Origin of the sequence: Streptomyces albipurpureus, assembly GCF_023701525.1 — a bacterium.
Lineage (GTDB): Bacteria > Actinomycetota > Actinomycetes > Streptomycetales > Streptomycetaceae > Streptomyces > Streptomyces albipurpureus.
Genome location: NZ_JAMQAW010000028.1, coordinates 129,845 through 147,442 on the forward strand (window position 1 = coordinate 129,845; position 17,598 = coordinate 147,442).

General features: G+C 69.1%; 14 protein-coding genes and 2 pseudogenes. 6 read left to right on the forward strand and 10 right to left on the reverse strand.

The genetic code is table 11. The annotated features are described in order from the left end of the window. Nucleotides 1-54 precede the first annotated feature (54 nt). Entirely contained in the window at nucleotides 55-519 is a 465-nt protein-coding gene (locus NBG84_RS22730) for an RDD family protein (RefSeq protein WP_250921405.1), read from the forward strand. Nucleotides 520-641: 122 nt separating this feature from the next. Here the strand turns inward: NBG84_RS22730 and NBG84_RS22735 are convergent, their stop codons facing one another. The 4 genes from NBG84_RS22735 to lipB form a co-directional block, all read right to left on the reverse strand. Further along, the gene (locus tag NBG84_RS22735) at nucleotides 642-1,352 is read right to left on the reverse strand and encodes a DUF4191 domain-containing protein (protein ID WP_250921406.1); all 711 of its coding nucleotides are present in this window, start codon (nucleotides 1,350-1,352) and stop codon (nucleotides 642-644) included. A gap of 10 nt (nucleotides 1,353-1,362) precedes the next feature. After that, entirely contained in the window at nucleotides 1,363-1,581 is a 219-nt protein-coding gene (locus NBG84_RS22740; RefSeq protein ID WP_250921435.1) for an SCO2195 family GlnR-regulated protein, read from the reverse strand. Between the two features lie 599 nt (nucleotides 1,582-2,180). Then, a complete protein-coding gene (gene lipA / locus NBG84_RS22745) occupies nucleotides 2,181-3,134 on the reverse strand; it encodes a lipoyl synthase (RefSeq protein ID WP_250921407.1) in 954 nt (317 codons plus the stop codon). Nucleotides 3,135-3,259: 125 nt separating this feature from the next. Continuing rightward, the gene (lipB, locus tag NBG84_RS22750; RefSeq protein ID WP_250921408.1) at nucleotides 3,260-4,054 is read right to left on the reverse strand and encodes a lipoyl(octanoyl) transferase LipB; all 795 of its coding nucleotides are present in this window, start codon (nucleotides 4,052-4,054) and stop codon (nucleotides 3,260-3,262) included. Between the two features lie 226 nt (nucleotides 4,055-4,280). On the opposite strand from lipB, the gene NBG84_RS22755 reads away from it, so the two are divergent. Next, nucleotides 4,281-5,735, forward strand: a complete 1,455-nt coding sequence (locus NBG84_RS22755) for an NsdA family TPR-like regulatory protein (protein WP_250921409.1) — start codon at nucleotides 4,281-4,283, stop codon at nucleotides 5,733-5,735. Nucleotides 5,736-5,891: 156 nt separating this feature from the next. Here the strand turns inward: NBG84_RS22755 and NBG84_RS22760 are convergent, their stop codons facing one another. Further along, the gene (locus NBG84_RS22760) at nucleotides 5,892-7,211 is read right to left on the reverse strand and encodes an NAD(P)/FAD-dependent oxidoreductase (protein ID WP_250921410.1); all 1,320 of its coding nucleotides are present in this window, start codon (nucleotides 7,209-7,211) and stop codon (nucleotides 5,892-5,894) included. A 632-nt stretch (nucleotides 7,212-7,843) separates the two neighbouring features. Between NBG84_RS22760 and NBG84_RS40735 the strand changes: the two are divergent. Together NBG84_RS40735 and NBG84_RS22770 are read left to right on the forward strand one after the other, a co-directional pair. After that, a pseudogene (locus NBG84_RS40735) lies at nucleotides 7,844-7,936 on the forward strand (helix-turn-helix domain-containing protein); the annotation flags it as partial. 675 nt (nucleotides 7,937-8,611) lie between these two features. Next, a pseudogene (locus NBG84_RS22770) lies at nucleotides 8,612-9,319 on the forward strand (sensor histidine kinase); the annotation flags it as partial. 157 nt (nucleotides 9,320-9,476) lie between these two features. Here NBG84_RS22770 and NBG84_RS22775 read toward each other — a convergent pair. Beyond that, a complete protein-coding gene (locus tag NBG84_RS22775) occupies nucleotides 9,477-10,376 on the reverse strand; it encodes a TIGR01777 family oxidoreductase (RefSeq protein ID WP_250921436.1) in 900 nt (299 codons plus the stop codon). A 36-nt stretch (nucleotides 10,377-10,412) separates the two neighbouring features. Here NBG84_RS22775 and NBG84_RS22780 point away from each other — a divergent pair, with 36 nt between their 5' ends. Beyond that, complete coding sequence (locus tag NBG84_RS22780; protein ID WP_250921411.1) at nucleotides 10,413-10,991, forward strand: GNAT family N-acetyltransferase; 579 nt, start codon at nucleotides 10,413-10,415, stop codon at nucleotides 10,989-10,991. Nucleotides 10,992-11,021: 30 nt separating this feature from the next. Here NBG84_RS22780 and NBG84_RS22785 read toward each other — a convergent pair whose 3' ends face one another. Then, nucleotides 11,022-11,543: a DUF4240 domain-containing protein gene (locus NBG84_RS22785; RefSeq protein WP_250921437.1), complete on the reverse strand. Its 522-nt coding sequence runs from the start codon at nucleotides 11,541-11,543 to the stop codon at nucleotides 11,022-11,024. A gap of 159 nt (nucleotides 11,544-11,702) precedes the next feature. Between NBG84_RS22785 and NBG84_RS22790 the strand changes: the two genes are divergently transcribed. Beyond that, on the forward strand, nucleotides 11,703-12,641 hold the full coding sequence (locus NBG84_RS22790; RefSeq protein WP_250921412.1) for an SDR family oxidoreductase: 939 nt from the start codon (nucleotides 11,703-11,705) through the stop codon (nucleotides 12,639-12,641). A gap of 194 nt (nucleotides 12,642-12,835) precedes the next feature. On the opposite strand, the gene NBG84_RS22795 is transcribed toward NBG84_RS22790, so the two are convergent. From NBG84_RS22795 to aceE, 3 genes are all read right to left on the reverse strand, one after another. Further along, nucleotides 12,836-13,819, reverse strand: a complete 984-nt coding sequence (locus tag NBG84_RS22795; RefSeq protein ID WP_250921413.1) for a helix-turn-helix transcriptional regulator — start codon at nucleotides 13,817-13,819, stop codon at nucleotides 12,836-12,838. A gap of 31 nt (nucleotides 13,820-13,850) precedes the next feature. Continuing rightward, on the reverse strand, nucleotides 13,851-14,669 hold the full coding sequence (locus NBG84_RS22800) for a MerR family transcriptional regulator (RefSeq protein WP_250921414.1): 819 nt from the start codon (nucleotides 14,667-14,669) through the stop codon (nucleotides 13,851-13,853). Nucleotides 14,670-14,809: 140 nt separating this feature from the next. Then, nucleotides 14,810-17,491: a pyruvate dehydrogenase (acetyl-transferring), homodimeric type gene (gene aceE, locus NBG84_RS22805; protein ID WP_250921415.1), complete on the reverse strand. Its 2,682-nt coding sequence runs from the start codon at nucleotides 17,489-17,491 to the stop codon at nucleotides 14,810-14,812. Nucleotides 17,492-17,598 lie beyond the last annotated feature (107 nt).

The following is a 17,598-nucleotide window of genomic DNA, read 5'->3' on the forward strand; positions in this document are numbered from 1 at the left end:
CCGCAATCGGCCACCGGGGAGAGGGTGCGAAACCCGGCACAGTACCGTGGACGGGTGGACAACAGGCAAGTAATCGGATCGTGGCTCTCCGGGCCCCGGGCGGCGGCTGAGGAGATGGGGGTCGAATTCGGCCACCGCGGCCAGCGGCTCGGCCTGCCGGAGACGGGGCCGGGCGCCATCGCCCCGCTGGGGCGGCGCTTCGGCGCCCTCTTCATCGACTGGGGGCTCTGCCTCCTCATCGCGTACGGCCTCATTTCCGGGGATCAGCAGACCGCCGGCAACTGGGCGCTCGCCATCTTCCTCGTCCTGAGCATGCTCACCGTCGGTACGGTCGGCTCCACCCCCGGCAAGCGCCTCTTGGGTCTTCGGGTGATCGCCGAGCACGGCGGGCGCCTGGGGTTCGGCCGTGTCATCGTGCGCAGCGTGCTGCTCGCGCTCGCCATCCCGGCCCTCGTCTGGGACCGCGACGGCCGTGGACTGCATGACCGGCTCGCTCGCGCCGTTCAGGTGCGGATCTAGCGCCCACCGGCTGAGAATCCGGGAAACGAACGAGGCAACGCCGGAAACGCATGAGGCAATGAGTGAGGGGCGGTCCGGATCATCATCCGGACCGCCCCTTTGCTTGTGCTGTTGAGCGCGCGTCAGCGCATCTTCGGGCCGCCCCGTGGCATGCGCATGCCCTTGGGCATCGGACCCTTGGGCAGCGGCATATTGCTCATGAGGTCACCCATGGCACGGAGCCGGTCATTGGTCGCGGTCACCTGCGCACCGGTGAGCACACGGGGCAGCTTCAACATCGTGGTGCGGACCTTCTTCAAGGGCACCTGGCCCTCATCCGTACCCACGATGATGTCGTGCACCGGCACATCCACCACGATGCGCGCCATCTTCTTCTTCTCGGCCGCCAGCAGGGACTTCAGCCGGTTCGGGTTGCCCTCGGCCACCAGGACGATGCCCGCCTTGCCAACCGCCCGGTGCACCACGTCCTGGCTGCGGTTCATCGCCACCGCGGGCGATGTCGACCAGCCGCGGCCCACATTCTGGAGCACCGCCGCAGCAGCGCCGGGCTGGCCCTCCATCTGCCCGAAGGCAGCCCGCTCGGCCCGTCGCCCGAAAATGATCGCCATCGCGATGAAAGCGATCAGGAAACCGAGAATCCCGAGATAGATCGGGTAGTCGATCAAGAATCCGATCGCGAGGAAGACACCGAAGGTGACGATTCCCACAGCCGCGACGACGAGACCGACCTTGGAGTCGACCTTCCGGGTCATCTTGTAGGTCAGGGCGATCTGCTTCAGTCGCCCCGGGTTCGCAGCAGCGTCAGCGCTGTCAGATTTTGCCTTCCTCGCCATAACAGGAAGTTTACGTGGCCTGGGAAGCGCGACCAGCCACGGCCTCCAGTACATGCTGAGTCTCGACGCGGTCCTTGGCCCGACGGCGGTCCTCCAGGACGGCGGTCCAGGCATTGCGACGGGCAGTACGGTGCCCACGGCTCAGGAGCAGCGACTCCATGACGCGCAGGGCATCCGTGACGGACGGAAGAGCGGTAGCGCGTACGGGACGTACGGGCGCGGCCTGCATGATGGCGATCCCCTCGGGGTAACGGGCAGAAAGTGCGGGGGGTGCGGTGCTGAGAACCAGGCTCACTGGCTGGTGTTACCAGCGCGTGACCGAGCGGTCAAACACCGGTGAAAGCTATACGTGTCTGCTCTAAAGCCCCGGAAAACACCAACGTGGCCCACACACCCGTCCCGACCTGCGGGGAGTGTACGGGCCACGTTCGAATCGACGCTACTGGCCGGTAGTTACTTGTGCGGGAATTCACACGGGCCGGTCGGTGGGTCCGGAGAAGAACTCAGCACGCGCGACCTGCCCGAACGATCAACCCCTCCACACTCTTCGGCGGGCCGTGCAGTGCTCCCCACCCACCGCCACCGTGCGGTCCCCAGACCCCCGACCTTCACGGCCGCTCGACTCCGCTGCTGGTGTTGTTGGTCGCGCTGTGTTTCGCGTTCGTTGCGGCCGGGTGCCCGCTCTCGTACTGGTCCGGATGGGGTCAGGCCCCCGACCTACACTGCCGCTCGACTCCGCTGCTGGTGTTGTTGGTCGCGCTGTGTTTCGCGTTCGTTGCGGCCGGGTGCCCGTCCTCGTACTGGTCCGGATGGGGTCAGGCCCCCGACCTACACTGCCGCTCGACTCCGCTGCTCCATGGCCTGGCCGAAGAGGCGTCCCGCCCGGTACGACGAGCGCACCAGCGGACCCGACATCACGCCCGAGAAGCCGATCTGCTCGGCCTCTTCCTTCAGCTCCACGAACTCATGCGGCTTCACCCAGCGCTCCACCGGGTGGTGGCGCACGGAGGGGCGCAGATACTGCGTAATCGTTATCAGCTCGCATCCGGCGTCATGCAGGTGCCGCAGTGCCTCACTGACCTCCGACCGCTCCTCGCCCATCCCCAGGATCAGATTGGACTTGGTCACCAGGCCAGCCTCGCGGGAGCGGGTGATGACCTCCAGGGAGCGCTCATAACGGAATCCGGGGCGGATGCGCTTGAAGATCCGCGGCACGGTCTCCACATTGTGCGCCAGCACCTCGGGGCGGGCGGAGAAGACCTCCGCCAGCTGCTCGGGCACCGCGTTGAAGTCGGGGATGAGGAGTTCGACCTTGGTCTGGCCGCCCTCGCGCTCCGCCGTCATCGCATGGATCTGGCGCACGGTCTCCGCATAGAGCCAGGCACCGCCGTCCTCCAGGTCATCGCGGGCGACACCGGTGATCGTGGCGTAGTTCAGGTCCATCGTGACGACCGACTCGCCCACCCTGCGCGGCTCGTCACGGTCGAGCGCCTGCGGCTTGCCGGTGTCGATCTGGCAGAAGTCACAGCGTCGGGTGCACTGGTCGCCCCCGATGAGGAAGGTCGCCTCGCGATCCTCCCAGCACTCATAGATATTGGGACAGCCCGCCTCCTGGCACACGGTGTGCAGACCCTCGCTTTTGACGAGTTTCTGCATCTGCGTGTACTCGGGGCCCATCTTCGCCCGGGTCTTGATCCACTCAGGCTTGCGCTCGATGGGGGTCTGGCTGTTCCGGACCTCCAGGCGCAGCATCTTGCGTCCGTCGGGTGCGACAGCGGACACGTCGGCGCCCCTTTCTGCTATCGCGGCATGTGATTCTGCGGCGCACACCAGCGTACGCCCGTCATTTGTTTGGTCCTACGTCCGGCCAACCTGCCCACGGCGGGGTGCATTCCCCATGTGTGCGCTCATACCGCGCTCTCCACCGCCCTCGGACGCGGCTCCGCCGCCTCCAGCACCGCCTGTAGACGCCCCTCGACCACCGGGAGGACCTCCCCGATCGTGACATCCCGGCCCAGCTCGTTTGCGAGGGAAGTCACCCCGGCGTCCCGGATTCCACAAGGCACGATCCGGTCGAACCAGGTGTTGTCCGGATTCACATTGAGGGCAAAACCATGCATGGACACCCCCTTGGCGATGCGGATGCCGATGGCCGCCAGCTTTCGGTCTTCGCGGCGCTGGCCCGCGTTGGACGGGGCGTACTCGGGACCGTTCAGCCTGGGGTCGAACTCGTCGTCGTGCAGTCTGGGATCGAAGTCCAACGACAGTCCGCCGATCGCCGGGCGCTCCTCGACCGGATCGCCCAGCACCCACACCCCGCTGCGGCCCTCCACCCGGCTGGTCTGAACGCCGAACTCGGCACAGGTGAGGATCAGCGCGTCCTCCAGTCTGCGCACATGCGCGACCACATCCACCGGGCGCGGCAACTTCAGAATGGGGTAGCCCACCAGTTGGCCGGGGCCATGCCAGGTGATCTTCCCGCCGCGGTCCACATCGATCACGGGAGTGCCGTCCAGCGGGCGCTCGCTGTCCATCGTCCGCCGTCCCGCCGTGTAGACGGGCGGGTGCTCCAGCAGCAGGCAGGTGTCCGGGATCTCGTCGGCGAAGCGTGCGGAGTGCACCTCGCGCTGCTTCTGCCACGCCTCCTGGTACTCCACCGCATCCGCACCGAAGCCCAGCCGAACGAACCGCAGCTCACTCACGCCACTGCCTCTCCCTAGAGCCTCACCCAGCACTTCACACTCCCCAGTCACTGTACGGCGACCCGGAAGGGCGCGACGGGGAGGTTTGACCGTCAGCGCCACCCCAAATCCTCACACGATCGGATGAATGTGGGGCGAAGTCGACGGTACTCGCGGTAAGGGCCGCTACATTCACGCCGTTCCATGAGGGCTGGACCGGCCCGGAAGGCAGGAGACCGCACAGCTGATGACGGAACGACCCTCGCAGCGCATCCCCAATCGCCAGCTTGCCGCACTCATCGCAGAAGCCGGATTCTCCAACGCAGGACTTGCCCGCCGAGTGGATCAACTCGGTCTTGAGCACGGTCTCGATCTGCGCTACGACAAAACGTCCGTGACCCGTTGGCTGCGCGGCCAGCAACCCCGCGGAACCACTCCCGCACTGATCGCCGAGGTGTTCACCAGACGTCTGGGGAGACGCCTGTCCGCCCAGGACCTCGGGCTCGACGCCTGTGCCCCCGTCTACGCCGGATTGGAGTTCGCCGCCACGCCCGAGGAGGCCGTGGACATCGTCAGCGGGCTCTGGCGCAAGGACTCCGGCAGCCAGGTGGAGTTACGCAAGATCGCGTTCACCCCGGCCGGTCTGGTGGTGCCCAGCCGGGACTGGCTCATCGGTCGCGCCGACGAACGGGTCGGGAGGGGAGAGAGCGGGCCGGGTGGCTTACGGGTGCCCCCGCAGAACCCCGGTGGCCTGCCCCGGCAGCGCACCGTTGACCGCGGCACCGAGAGGGGACCGGGACAGCGGGTCTCCGGCGGTGACATCGCCGCACTGCGTTCGGTCGGCGAGCTCTTCCGCACCCTCGATCACGCCTACGGCGGTGGCCACGCCCGACAGGCCCTGGTGCGCTATCTGGAGCATGAGGCGGAGCCGATGCTCCGCGGCACCTACGGCGAGACAACCGGCCGCAGACTCTTCGGCGCGGTCGCCGATCTCACCCGACTCGCCGGCTGGACGTCGTACGACATAGCGGCCCACGGTCTCGCCCAGCGCTACTTCGTCCAGGCCCTGCGGCTCGCCCAAGCCGCGGGTGACCGCGCCTACGGCTCCTATGTGCTGGTGACCATGAGCCGGCAAGCGATCTATCTGGGGCATGGACGGGAAGCCGTGCAGCTCACCCGGGTCGCCCAGCAAGGTGTCGGGCTGTCAGCGCCACCCGTGGTCCAGGCCCTGCTGCATGCGGTCGAGGCCCGCGGGCACGGGGCGCTGGGGGAGGGACGGGCCTGCGCGGCCTCCCTCGTACGGGCGGAGAGGGCCCTGGAGGCAGCCAGGTCGGGGGATGAGGTGCCGCACTGGGCACGGTCCTTCGACGAGGCGCAGTTGGCCGATGAGTTCGGGCACTGCCATCGCGACCTCCAGCAGTACCGGCAGGCGGTGCAGCACGCGGAACGCTCGCTTCAACTGCGTCCACCGGGGCTGGCCCGCAGTCGGCTGTTCTGCCGGGTGGTGCTGGCGTCGGCCCGGCTGGGTCTGGGGGAACTCGACCAGGCATGCGTCCTGGGCGCGGAGGCGGCACACCAGGCCTCCGAGATGAGGTCGGTGCGGGCGACCGAGTATGTGCGCGAGTTCGAACGGCGTCTGGAGCCCTACCGCGACGCGGCGGCGGTCCGCAACTACCGGGATCGGGTCGCCGCCTACGGGTGACATCGACGTCCCGCGCGTTACGGGTGGCTCAGCCGGTCGCCAGCTGACTTCCGGGGGTGTCCGTTACATCGGACGCCCCCGGTCGCCGGTGCGGACGACCGCCGCCGCTCGCGGATCGCGGTTCCGGTGATGTCCCGCTGGCTCGATCCCCGGCTGCTAGGCCGCCGCCGGCAGCGGTGGCATTCCTCGTCGACGTACGGCGAAGTCCTGGAGGATCGCGTCCGCCACCCGGCGGGCCGAGGACAGCGCGCCCTGGACCGTACTGGTGGCCCGATGGTCACCGCACACATACAGGCCCGACAGCACGCGCATCGGGCGACGGAGGTCATGGGGCGGGGGCATCGCCGGGATCGCCTCCGGGGCGTGGTGGACCGCGAGCAGTTCCCAGTCATCCGTGGGCATCCCGTAGATCCGCGCCAGTTGCGCCCTCGTACAGCGGTCCAGTCGCGGCGGGGGAGGGCCCAGCACGGTGGAGGAGATCAGCACCCGACCGTGTGGGGCACGGGTGGGATCGACTGCGCTCATGACCGTCGTGTGCGAGATGGGTCCGGTCAGTTCCGCGTCCAGGACCAGGGCCGCCCCGGTGGGCGGTGCCTGCGGTGCCGTGTGGTGCAACACGGTCACCGGATGAAATGACGGAACCCGGAGCCCCGGCAGTAGCTCCGCCGCCTCACGGGCCCCGGTGGCCACGACGAGAGCACGGCAGGTGAGCTCGCCGTACTCCTCGGTGCTGACACGGTTGATCGACGCGTCCTTCACCCGTACGCCGGTGAGAACCGTCCCCGCGGGGAGCGCCGCCGCCAGCTGTTCCGGCAGGGTCACCGCGCCGCCCTCGGGCACACAGAGTCTGCCGCGGGCGAAGCCGCGCAGGGCGAGATCCGCGGTCCGGCTCGATGTGGTCAACTCCGGGTCACCGAGCAGCGCCGACAGCAGCGGCCGCAGAAAGCCATCGACGGTACGGGCCGGGAGTCCGCGGGCCGCGAGCGCGGCCCGGGCGGTCCGTTCCGGGCGGGCGACCAGACGCGCGGTCGGGACACCGGCGAGCCGGGCGAGCGAGGCACTGAGGCGGGCCTCGTCCAGCGGTCTCGGAGCGCTCGCGAGGGCTCGCGCAACGGTGAACGCTCCCCGTGCGCTCCCCGGGTTGCCCGGCCTCTGGACGGTGTCTCCCATGCGGTGCAGTCGACCTCCGGCGTGTACCAACACCCCCGGAGAGAAGGTCCGCAAGGTGAGTTCTCCGGTGGCCGCGCCTCGTCGCAGTCCTGGGTAGGAGGTGTTGAGCAGCTGTCCGATGCGGTCAAGACGGAAGCCGTCTACCCTGTCCGTGGCCATGCGGCCGCCCAGCCGTGGGGCGGCTTCGAGCACGCTGACAGTGATTCCCGCACTGATCAGCCGATGGGCGGCCGAGAGTCCTGCGACTCCGGCTCCGACGATGATGACGTCTGCGTGGTCCGCGTTGTGAGCGGTGCTGATGAGCACGTGCCCCTCCCCGAGGTCGCACGGCTGGCGGGAGGATCAAGCCCCCGCCAGGCCCCTGGAATACCCGAGTTCGGTACGAGAGTAGGTACGGGCCGACACGATGCGGCGCGCGCGTGTGGCGGGGCACCGGTGCGCGGGGGGCGCACGCTCCCGGCGCGAGCTGACTGCCATCACCTCCACAGCTCGGGATCGGTGCGGTCCGACGCCCCGAACCGCCGCCCCCACCCGCCACCCGCCGGTGTCCTCGCCCCTGCCCGGCCGCCGATGGACGCCCCGCCGCTGGCGCGCCGCACGCCATGCCGGCCCCAGAGCCATGCCGAGAGCTCAGAACCGAGGTACCACCGAGCCCGGTTCGGTGACCACTCCGACCCTCACCACCTGGTTCGGTCCCCTTCCTTCGCACCCATGCGCACACCCCGAAAGTCGCAAAAGCCGAGAAACTTGCGCCGGAAGCAACAAATGATCTTCCCGAAGTCCGGGAAGATTGCTCTACGGGCCGGCCGGATGGGGAGTTGTTGCGGGGGATGCAAGAAGTACGGCGGGGGCGCCCGCTCAAGAAGCTGGCTCCGGACCTCAAACCGGAGATCATGGCCTGGGCGACCAGGCTCCGCGAGTTCTACACCATCTTGAACATGACCCTGGTCGAACTGGAGCGGCATCTGGGCGTGCCGCCGGCGACGCTCTCCCGCTATCTCAACGGTGAGCGACTGCCGGAGATCACCTTCCTCGCCAGCCTGGATGCGGCTGTCGCGAACAAGACCGGCGCCCCGCTGCGACCGGAGGTACTGCTCTCGGTCCGGGAGCAGTACTACGCGGCCTGCGCGGTGCGAGAGCCGCTGCGGCACCAGGTCTACGTACTTCGCGATGCGCTCAAGGCCGCGGAGGACCGTGTGGCGGAGGCCGAGCAGACGGTCTGGGAGCTGCGGGCCGAGCTCAAGACGGAGCAGAAACTCAGGGCCGAAGCGGAGGCGAGCCTCCGAGCGCTCAGGGAACACGCCCACCACAGCGGCGAGATGGGGGCCATCCGAAGGGAGCTCGAAGCGGCGGCCGCCGAGCGCGACCGGCTGGGGGTGCTCGTACAGCGTCACTCAGCCGAGTTGACCCATGCCCTGCAGACCCAGCAGCACATCGAACAGGACCGGTCCCAGGCGAAGTTCGTGCTGCAGCGGGCGGAGTACGACCTGGAGATGGAACTGGAGCGCCGCTGGGTGGCGGCGGAGGCCCGGTCAGCAGGGGAGTCGGAGAACGAGCCGTACGATCAGTCGTCTTCCGGCGGTCCACCGAAGGGTGGTTGGCGCAACCGGTTCCGCCAGCAGCCCGAGCCGGCCCATCGATCGCATCGAGCGGAGAGGCCGAGGAACGCCCGGGCGTCCGAGTGGCCGCCGCCGGAGAGCTCCGCGGCCCCGGACGAGCCAGACGCGCGCGAGCTCATGAACGGGCTGATCGCCAATCTCTCGCGCCGCAACCAGGTACTCGTCGGACTCCAGCTCTCGCTCATCTCCGAACTCGAAACCCGTGAACAGGACCCGGACCAGTTGTCCTCCCTGTTCAAACTGGACCACCTCGCCACCCGAATGCGCCGCAACAGCGACAACCTCCTGGCCCTCGCGGGCGGAGAGCCCGACAGCCAATGGACCCAGCCGGTTGACCTGGTCGATGTGCTGCGCGCCGCGGTCTCCGAGGTGGAGGACTACGAACGCGTCTACCTGTCGTCGTTCCCCACCGTCCAGATCAGCGGGCGCACAGTCAACGACCTGGTGCACCTGCTGGCGGAGCTTCTGGAGAACGCGACGAATTTCTCGCCGGCCCAGGCGGCGGTCCGGGTGGACGGACGCTCCCTCGACGATGGGCGGGCGCTGATCGAGATCCACGACAGCGGCCCGGGACTGCCCCCTGAGGGGTTGCTCGAAATCAACGAGAGGCTTGCCTCGCCCCCCATCCTCGATGCCGCAGTCGCCAGCCGTATGGGCCTCTTCGTGGTGGGCCGACTGGCGCTGCGCCATGACATCCGCGTCCAGTTACGTCCCTCAGCGTCCGGCGGCACCACTGCGCTGGTGATGCTCCCGCGAGAAAGCCTGGAACGTAACGAGTGGGAGGCGCCCACCCCCGCGGATTCCTGAGCTCCCGCGGACTTTTGAGCTCCCGCGGACTTCTGAGCTCCTGCGGATTCCGGAGCTCCCGCGGACTTTTGAGCTCCCGCGGACTTCTGAGCTCCTGCGGATTCCGGAGCTCCCGCGGACTTCTGAGGCCCGCGCGGGCGCCCGGCTATCGCAGGGCCGCGCCGATGGCCGCGTCGATCCCCGGGAAGGCGAACGAGAACCCGGAATCCAGCAGCTTCCTCGGCACCGCGCGTTGGCTACCGAGGACATCGGCCGCCATATCCCCGAGGACGGTCCTCAAAGCCACCGCCGGCACCGCGAAAAGCGTCGGGCGACGCAGCACCCGGCCCATCGCCGCCGTGATCTCGCGGTTCGTCAGCGGGTCCGGAGCAGTGCAGTTCACCGGGCCGAAGAGCGATTCGGTATCCAGGATGTGCCGCAGAGCGGCCACCTCGTCGTGCAGCGAGACATAGCTCCAGTACTGGTGGCCATCGCCGAGCCTGCCCCCGAGCCCCGCCTTGAACAGCGGAATCATCCGCGCCCAGGCGCCGCCCTCCTTGGCGACCACCAGACCTGTGCGGGCGAACGCGGTCCGCACACCGGCTTCCTCGGCGGGGGAAGCGGCTTCCTCCCACTCCACGCACACATCCGGCAGGAACCCGCTCCCGGGGGGCGCGCTCTCGTCCACCGCGTGATCGCCGGTGTCCCCGTAGTAGCCGATCGCACTGCCGTTGACCAGCACCCGTGGCGGGGTGTCCAGCGAGGCGATCGCCTCCGCCAGCGCTGCCGTGCCCAGCACCCGGCTGTCCCTGATCTCCTTGCGGTACGCCTCAGTCCAGCGGTGGTCGCCGATACCGGCCCCGGCGAGGTTCACCACGGCCTCGCAACCGACCAGGCCCGTCGCGTCGACCCGCTGACGCTTCGGTTGCCACTCCACCTCGTCCCCGGACCGTGCGGGGCGCCGCACCAGCCGCACCACCTCATGCCCGTCCGAACGAAGTGAGCGCACCAGGGCGCTGCCGATGAGTCCGGAAGAACCGGTGACCGCGATCCGCATACGGCCCATCCTGCCCCTGAAAGTCCCCATGACACAGTTGCCACCATGCCTGAGTCGCACATACGCCCCGCTCTGCTCGCGGATGAGGCCGTGCTCACCCGCCTCGACGTGGAGACCTGGTCGACCCTGCACGCCGTGACCCCGCGGCGACTGCCCCCGTACGATCCGTTCTTCGACTCCAACCACCGACCTCAGGACTACCTGGTCGCGCAGGAGGTGGCGGAGACCGGCCTGAGCCATGACGACCCAGGCGGCCCCGACCTCGGCGAGGATGCCGATGTGCCGCCCGAGGCCGGCGGTGCCGGCGGGGCGGTCATCGGCTACATCCGGGTGGCCCCGCCCACCTCGCTCGCCTGCAATCAGCATGTGCGTCAGATCCAGGGGCTGGCCGTCTTCCCGCACGCGCGCGGACGCGGAGTGGCCCGGGCGCTGCTGCGGGCGGCCTGTCGGGAGGCGCGCCGTCAGGGCGCGCTCAGGATCACCCTGCGGGTGCTGGGGCACAACGACCCGGCCCGCTCGCTCTACGCGTCCGAGGGCTTTGTGGTCGAGGGGGTGCTGCCCGGGGAGTTCTTCATCGACGGGCGGTATGTCGACGATGTGATGATGGGGCGCGAGCTGCGATAGCCCCGCTGTTCGATCGCGAGCCGGCGCGGGTCAGCCGGAGCCGAAGCGCTCCCACAACCGGGGGAACCGCCGGGCCAGTGCGGCGTCGTCGTCAAAGCCGAACGGGGTGCCCACCGGCTCGGCCGGCTGCGGTGCGATCCCCAGATCCGGTGCCACCACCCCGGTCAGAGCCTCGTACGCCTCGTCCGCCGCGTATCCGAGCTCCTCGCCGTCGCCGTCGATGTCGTCGTCGAAGTCTTCGAGCAGTTCGGCCAGCGCGTCCGGTTCATGGACCGCGCCCTCGAAGACCTCCCGCCCCTGACCGATCAACCAGCAGCGGAAGTAGTCGAACGCATCGTCGCTGGCCCCACCGAGCAGGACTGCCGCCGCTCCCCAGAGATCCCAGGTGTACGCGCGGTTGTAGCGGGCCTCGAAGTGGCGCGCGAAGTCCAGCACGGAGTCAGGGTCGAGCTGCATCAGCCGCTCGACCAGCAGATCGGCATGATCCTCCGGGTCGCCCTCGGCGGCCTCGCGGGTACTGTCGATGATCTCCCAGAACTCCGTCTCGTCCATCACGGGTCCAGCATCGTGGTTGGAGAGGGGTGACGCACGCGGAGCCGCCGAAGTGATGAGGATTTCGAAGGGTTCTTTCGAAGGAGATTCTCCCCGGCTTCCCCCAGACTGACGAATCGTAGACAGAAGATGTCGGGTATACGTGCGACGGTCGGTCGTATGACGACTCAGCACACAGCAGCAGCGGGCGAACCCTCCCTCTCCGGGCGGATCGCCCTGGTCGCCGGGGCCACCCGGGGCGCGGGGCGCGCCATCGCCGTACAGCTCGGGGCCTTGGGCGCGACCGTGTACGTCACCGGTCGGACGACCCGTGAACGAGTCAGCGAGCTGGGCCGGGCGACGGAGACCATCGAGGAGACCGGCGAACTCGTGGACGCGGCGGGCGGCACCGGGATCGCCGTACCGACCGACCACCTCCAGGTGGAGCAGGTCCGCGAGCTCATCGCGCGCATCGAACGCGACCACGGCCGGCTCGACATCCTCGTCAACGACATCTGGGGCGGCAATCCCCTGCTCGACTTCGACACCAGGATGTGGGACGTCGATCTCGACCGTGGGCTACGGATGATCGACCTGGGTGTGCGGACTCACATCATCACCAGCAGCGTCGCGCTGCCCCTGCTGGTCCGCCGACCCGGCGGGCTGGTCATCGAGGTCACCGACGGGACGGCACGGACGAACGACGGCTTCCGGGAGAACTTCTACTACGACCTCGCCAAGAACACGCCCATCCGGATGGCCTTCATCCTGGGCGAGGAGTTGAAGAGCGTCGGCGGCACGGCGGTGGCGGTCACCCCGGGGTTCCTGCGGTCCGAGGAGATGCTGGACAACTTCGGCCTCACCGAGGAGAACTGGCGCGAGGGAACCGAGGCCCAACCGCACTGGTCGCTCTCCGAATCCCCGCACTACATCGGCCGGGGAGTCGCCGCACTCGCCGCCGACCCGGAGCGCGACCGCTGGAACGGCCAGTCGCTGGACAGCGGACAGCTGGCGAAGGAGTACGACCTGACCGACGCGGACGGCAGCCGGCCTGATGTCTGGGGCTACATCCTCGCGGAGCGCGCGGGCAACTCCCCGGACCTGGCCGAGTACCGCTAGCCCGAGAGACGCTGACCACGGCCGGCGGGCGGACGAGCGGGACTGCCCACGGCACAGCGGCCCGTCCGTGCCGCTCATCGGCCGTCGCGGGGCCTGCGGAGTACGAGGCCGAGCCGGGGGCGTACGGGGTTCACGTCGTACGGGGTCGAGCCGGGGTGGTACGGGGCAAGGGGGCAGGGCCGACCCGTCTGCCGTCACCCCTTCTCCTCGTAGAGCCGGACCAACCGCTTCGCCGCCTCGGCGAATGCCGCACGCAGCTCCACCGGTTCCACCACCTCCACCTCCGGGCCCAGCGCCAGCAACTGGCCGTACGCCACCTCGGGAGACTCCATCGGCAGGGTGAGCGTCAGCCGCCCGGCGGCGTCCGGCGGGTCCGCCGCGGCCAGCGCCGCACGGGCCGCGGCACGATCCCCGACATACGGCAGCTGCCTGGCGCCCTCCTCGGTGACGCGGACCACCACCTCGGTCTTCAGGATGGAGCGCGCGAACTGGGCCGCGCGCTCCTCCCAGAACCCCGGTAGGTCGAATCCCTCGTCGCGCTCGAAGACACCCGGCTCCACCGGCTCCCCGACGGACTCGAACCGGTCGATCCGGTACATCCGGAAGGAGCCGTCCACCCTGGCGCACAGATACCAGACCCCCGCTTTGAGCACGAGTCCATACGGCTCCAGCTCCCGCTCCACCTCCGCCCCCTTGCGGTTGCGGTACACCACCGCGATCCGGCGGTCATCCCATACCGCCTCGGCGATCGCCGGGAGCAGGGGCGGGGTCGCTGGTTCCTGGTACCAGCCGGGAGCATCGAGGTGGAAGCGCTGCGTCGCGTTCTGGGACGCGTCGCTGAGCGAGGGCAGCAGTGCTGCCGACACCTTCAGGCGCGCGGCGGACGCCGCGTCCGCCAGCCCCATCTCCCGCAGCGCCCCGGGCAACCCGGACAGGAAGAGGGCCTCCGCCTCGCTGCGGCCCAGACCGGTCAGCCGGGTGCGGTAGCCGCCGACGAGTCGGTAGCCCCCGGCCCGGCCCCGGTCCGCGTAGACCGGGACACCCGCCTCCGCAAGGGCCCCCGCGTCCCGGGTCACGGTCCGCTCCGAGACCTCCAGCTCCCGGGCCAACTCGGCCCCCGTCATGGACGGTCGGGACTGCAGGAGCAGCACCATCTTGATCAGTCGGGCAGCGCGCATGCCCCCATCATGACTCCCGCCCCCGGGGGAGCTACCGCAAGGGCTCCTGGAGCTCGGTGACCCACTGGTCCAGGTCCGGGGGGCACTCCAGGGAGACCTCCCGGGCGTATCCCGCCGAACGGTGTCCGCCCGCATCGATCCAGCGGGCCAGCTTCTGGGCCGTCGGCATCACCGACTGCATGGCCCCGCGGTGCACGATCGTCGCCGCCCGCTCTACGGCGGGCAGGTCCACGATGGCGAAGTCGAGTCCCACGCGCGGGGCCGCGGAGACCGTCACCCCGGCATGGACCACGAGGGAACCGTCGCCCTCCGGAGCGTCCTCGTAGTAGGCGATACCAGGACCGCTCGGTGCGATGCCCGAGGACTCCACCCGGCGGAACAGCTCCTGGTACAGCGGGCCGATGACCGGGCCGATGTCCTCGGGGGCATAACTCTCGGCGATGGCGGTGAGCTCGGCCACCCGGACCGCGGGCAGGGACTTCACAGTGACATCGTCGGTGGTCATACGACCCTCGCTCTCAAGAGAACGGAGCCGCGCTTCGACCTGGCCCAGGGTCGCGGCAGCGGCGGCCATCGCCGCCTCCAGTTCCGCCTGCCGCACGACGAGCATCGTGCGCAGCTCCTCCGTACTCACCTTCTCCTCCAGGATCCGCCCCACCTGGTCCAGGGTGAAACCGAGGTCCTTGAGGGCGATGATCCGGTTGAGTCGGGCGAGCTGGACCGCCGCGTAGTAGCGGTAGCCCGTGAAGGGGTCGGTGCGCTCCGGGCGCAGCAGCCCGATGGCGTCGTAGTGACGCAGCATCCGGGCCGATACGCGACCGTGTCTGGCGAAGTCTCCGATGGTGAACATGACTCCCCAAGTGCACGGGTTCACACGGTGTCAAGGTCAAGGGGCGCCCCCGCCGGGAGCGCCCCTCAGTATCACCTCGACGGTGCCATGCTCAGCGGTGCCACCGCTGAGCGCACCGCACTTGTCACGTCATCCTCAGGTCACAGACCGTAGCGCTCGCGCGCCTCCTTCACGGCACTGGCCGGGATCTCACCGCGCCGCGCCAGCTGCGCGAGCGCCGAGACCACGATCGACTGCGCGTCCACACCGAAGTGTCGACGGGCCGCCGGCCGGGTGTCCGAGAGACCGAAGCCGTCCGTCCCCAGCGAGGACCAGTCCTGCTCGACCCACTGGCTGATCTGGTCGGGCACCTGACGCATCCAGTCGCTGACCGCGAGCACCGGGCCCGGAGCGCCGCTGAGCACCTGGGTGACGTACGGGGTGCGCTGCTCACCGCGGAGCAGAGCGGCGTCGGCCGCCAGCGCGTCCCGACGCAGCTCGCCCCAGGAGGTCGCGGACCAGACGTCGGCGGTGACGGCCCATTCGGCGGCGAGGATCTGCTGGGCCTCCAGGGCCCAGTGGATCGCCGTGCCGGAGGCGAGCAGCTGAAGCCTGGGGGCCTCGGGGGACGCCGGTACACCCTCCTTGAAGCGGTAGAGCCCTCGTACGATGCCTTCCTCCACGCCCTCGGGCATGGCGGGCTGCGGCTTGGGCTCGTTGTAGACGGTCAGGTAGTAGAAGACGTTCGGGTCCTCGCCCGGAAGGCCCTCCCCGTACATCCTCCGCAGACCGTCCTTGACGATCACCGCGACCTCGTACGCGAACGCCGGGTCGTAGTTGAGCGACGCCGGGTTGGTGGCGGCGATCAGATGCGAATGGCCGTCCGCGTGCTGGAGGCCCTCCCCGGTCAGGGTGGTGCGGCCCGCGGTGGCGCCGACGATGAAGCCCTTGCCGAGCTGGTCGGCGAGCTGCCACATCTGGTCACCGGTGCGCTGCCAGCCGAACATCGAGTAGAAGATGTAGAAGGGGATCATCGGCTCGCCGTGCGTCGCGTACGACGTGGAGGCGGCGATGAAGTCCGCCATGGAACCGGCCTCGGTGATCCCCTCGTTGAGGATCTGGCCGTCCTTGGCCTCCTTGTAGTACATCAACTGGTCGCGGTCGACCGGCTCGTACGTCTGCCCCATCGGCGAGTAGATACCGGCCGAGGGGAACAGCGACTCCATACCGAAGGTACGGGCCTCGTCGGGCACGATGGGGACCCAGCGCCGGCCGGTCTCCTTGTCCCGCATCAGGTCCTTGACCAGTCGGACGAAGGCCATGGTGGTGGCCATCTCCTGCTTGCCCGAACCCTTCTGCAGGGTCTGGAACGCCCGCTCCTCGGGTGCCGGCAGGGCCACGGTGTGCGTCCGTCGGGCGGGGGCGGGGCCGCCGAGTGCCGCGCGGCGCTCGTGCAGGTAGCGCACCTCGGGAGAGTCCTCGCCGGGGTGGCCGTAGGGCACCAGGTCGCCGACGAAGGCACTGTCGGGAATCGGCAGTTCCAGCAGATCCCGCATGCACTTGAACTCGTCCACCGTCAGCTTCTTCATCTGGTGGTTGGCGTTCTTCGACGCGAAGCCCTTGCCGAGGGTGTGGCCCTTCACGGTCTGCGCGAGGATCACGGTCGGCGCGCCCTTGTGGGAGATCGCGGCGCGGTAGGCCGCGTACACCTTGCGGGCCTCGTGGCCACCGCGGGAGGTGTAGAAGCACTCGCCGATCTTGGCGTCGCCGATCACCCTCGCCAGCTCGATCAGAGCGGGCTCGGTACCGAAGAAGTGCTCCCGGATGTAGGCGACGTCGCGGGTCGCGTACGTCTGGAACTGGGCGTCCGGGACCTCGCGCAGCCTGCGCAGCAGGGCACCCGTGGTGTCGAGCTGGAACAGCTCGTCCCAGGCGGAGCCCCAGAGCGATTTGATGACGTTCCAGCCCGCGCCGCGGAACTGGGACTCCAACTCCTGCACGATCTTGAAGTTGGCACGGACCGGGCCGTCGAGGCGCTGGAGGTTGCAGTTGATGACGAAGGTCAGATTGTCCAGCTGCTCCCGGGCCGCAAGCCCGAGGGCCGCGGTCGACTCGGGCTCGTCCATCTCGCCGTCGCCGAGGAAGGCCCAGACATGGGAGTTGGCCGTGTCCTTGATTCCGCGGTTGTGGAGATAGCGGTTGAAGCGTGCCTGGTAGATCGCCGAGAGCGGACCGAGGCCCATGGAGACGGTGGGGAACTCCCAGAGCCACGGCAGCCTGCGCGGGTGGGGGTAGGAGGGCAGACCGTTGCCCCCCGCTTCCTGGCGGAAGTTGTCCAGGTGCGCCTCGCTGAGGCGGCCGTCGAGGAAGGCTCGGGCGTAGATTCCGGGCGAGGCATGGCCCTGGACGTAGATCTGGTCGCCGCTGCCGTCCTTCTCCTTGCCCTGGAAGAAGTGGTTGAAGCCGGTCTCATAGAGCCAGGCGGCAGAGGCGAAGGTGGCTATGTGACCGCCCACACCGAGGCGGGAGCCCCGGGTGACCATCGCGGCCGCGTTCCAGCGGTTCCACGCGGTGATCCGTGCTTCCATCGCCTCATCGCCGTCAAAGGCGGGTTCGGCGGCGGTGGGGATGGTGTTCACATAGTCCGTCTCCAACAACCGGGGCACCGGGATGCCGGTGGACTCGGCGTGCTGGAGGGTGCGGCGCATCAGATACGCGGCGCGATGCGGGCCGGCATGCTGGGTGACGGCATCGAGGGAGGCCGCCCATTCGGCGGTCTCCTCGGTGTCACGATCCGGGAGCTGGTCGAGCTCACTCGGACGCTTGCCTACGAGGTCGGACATGATCGCCGCCTTCCGGACTGGGAGGTGGTTGAACGGGGGGTATGGGGGTGCCTCGTCTGGCAGGACAGGGCGGTGGGGACTGACCCCAAAAGCGACTGTAAGCCGTT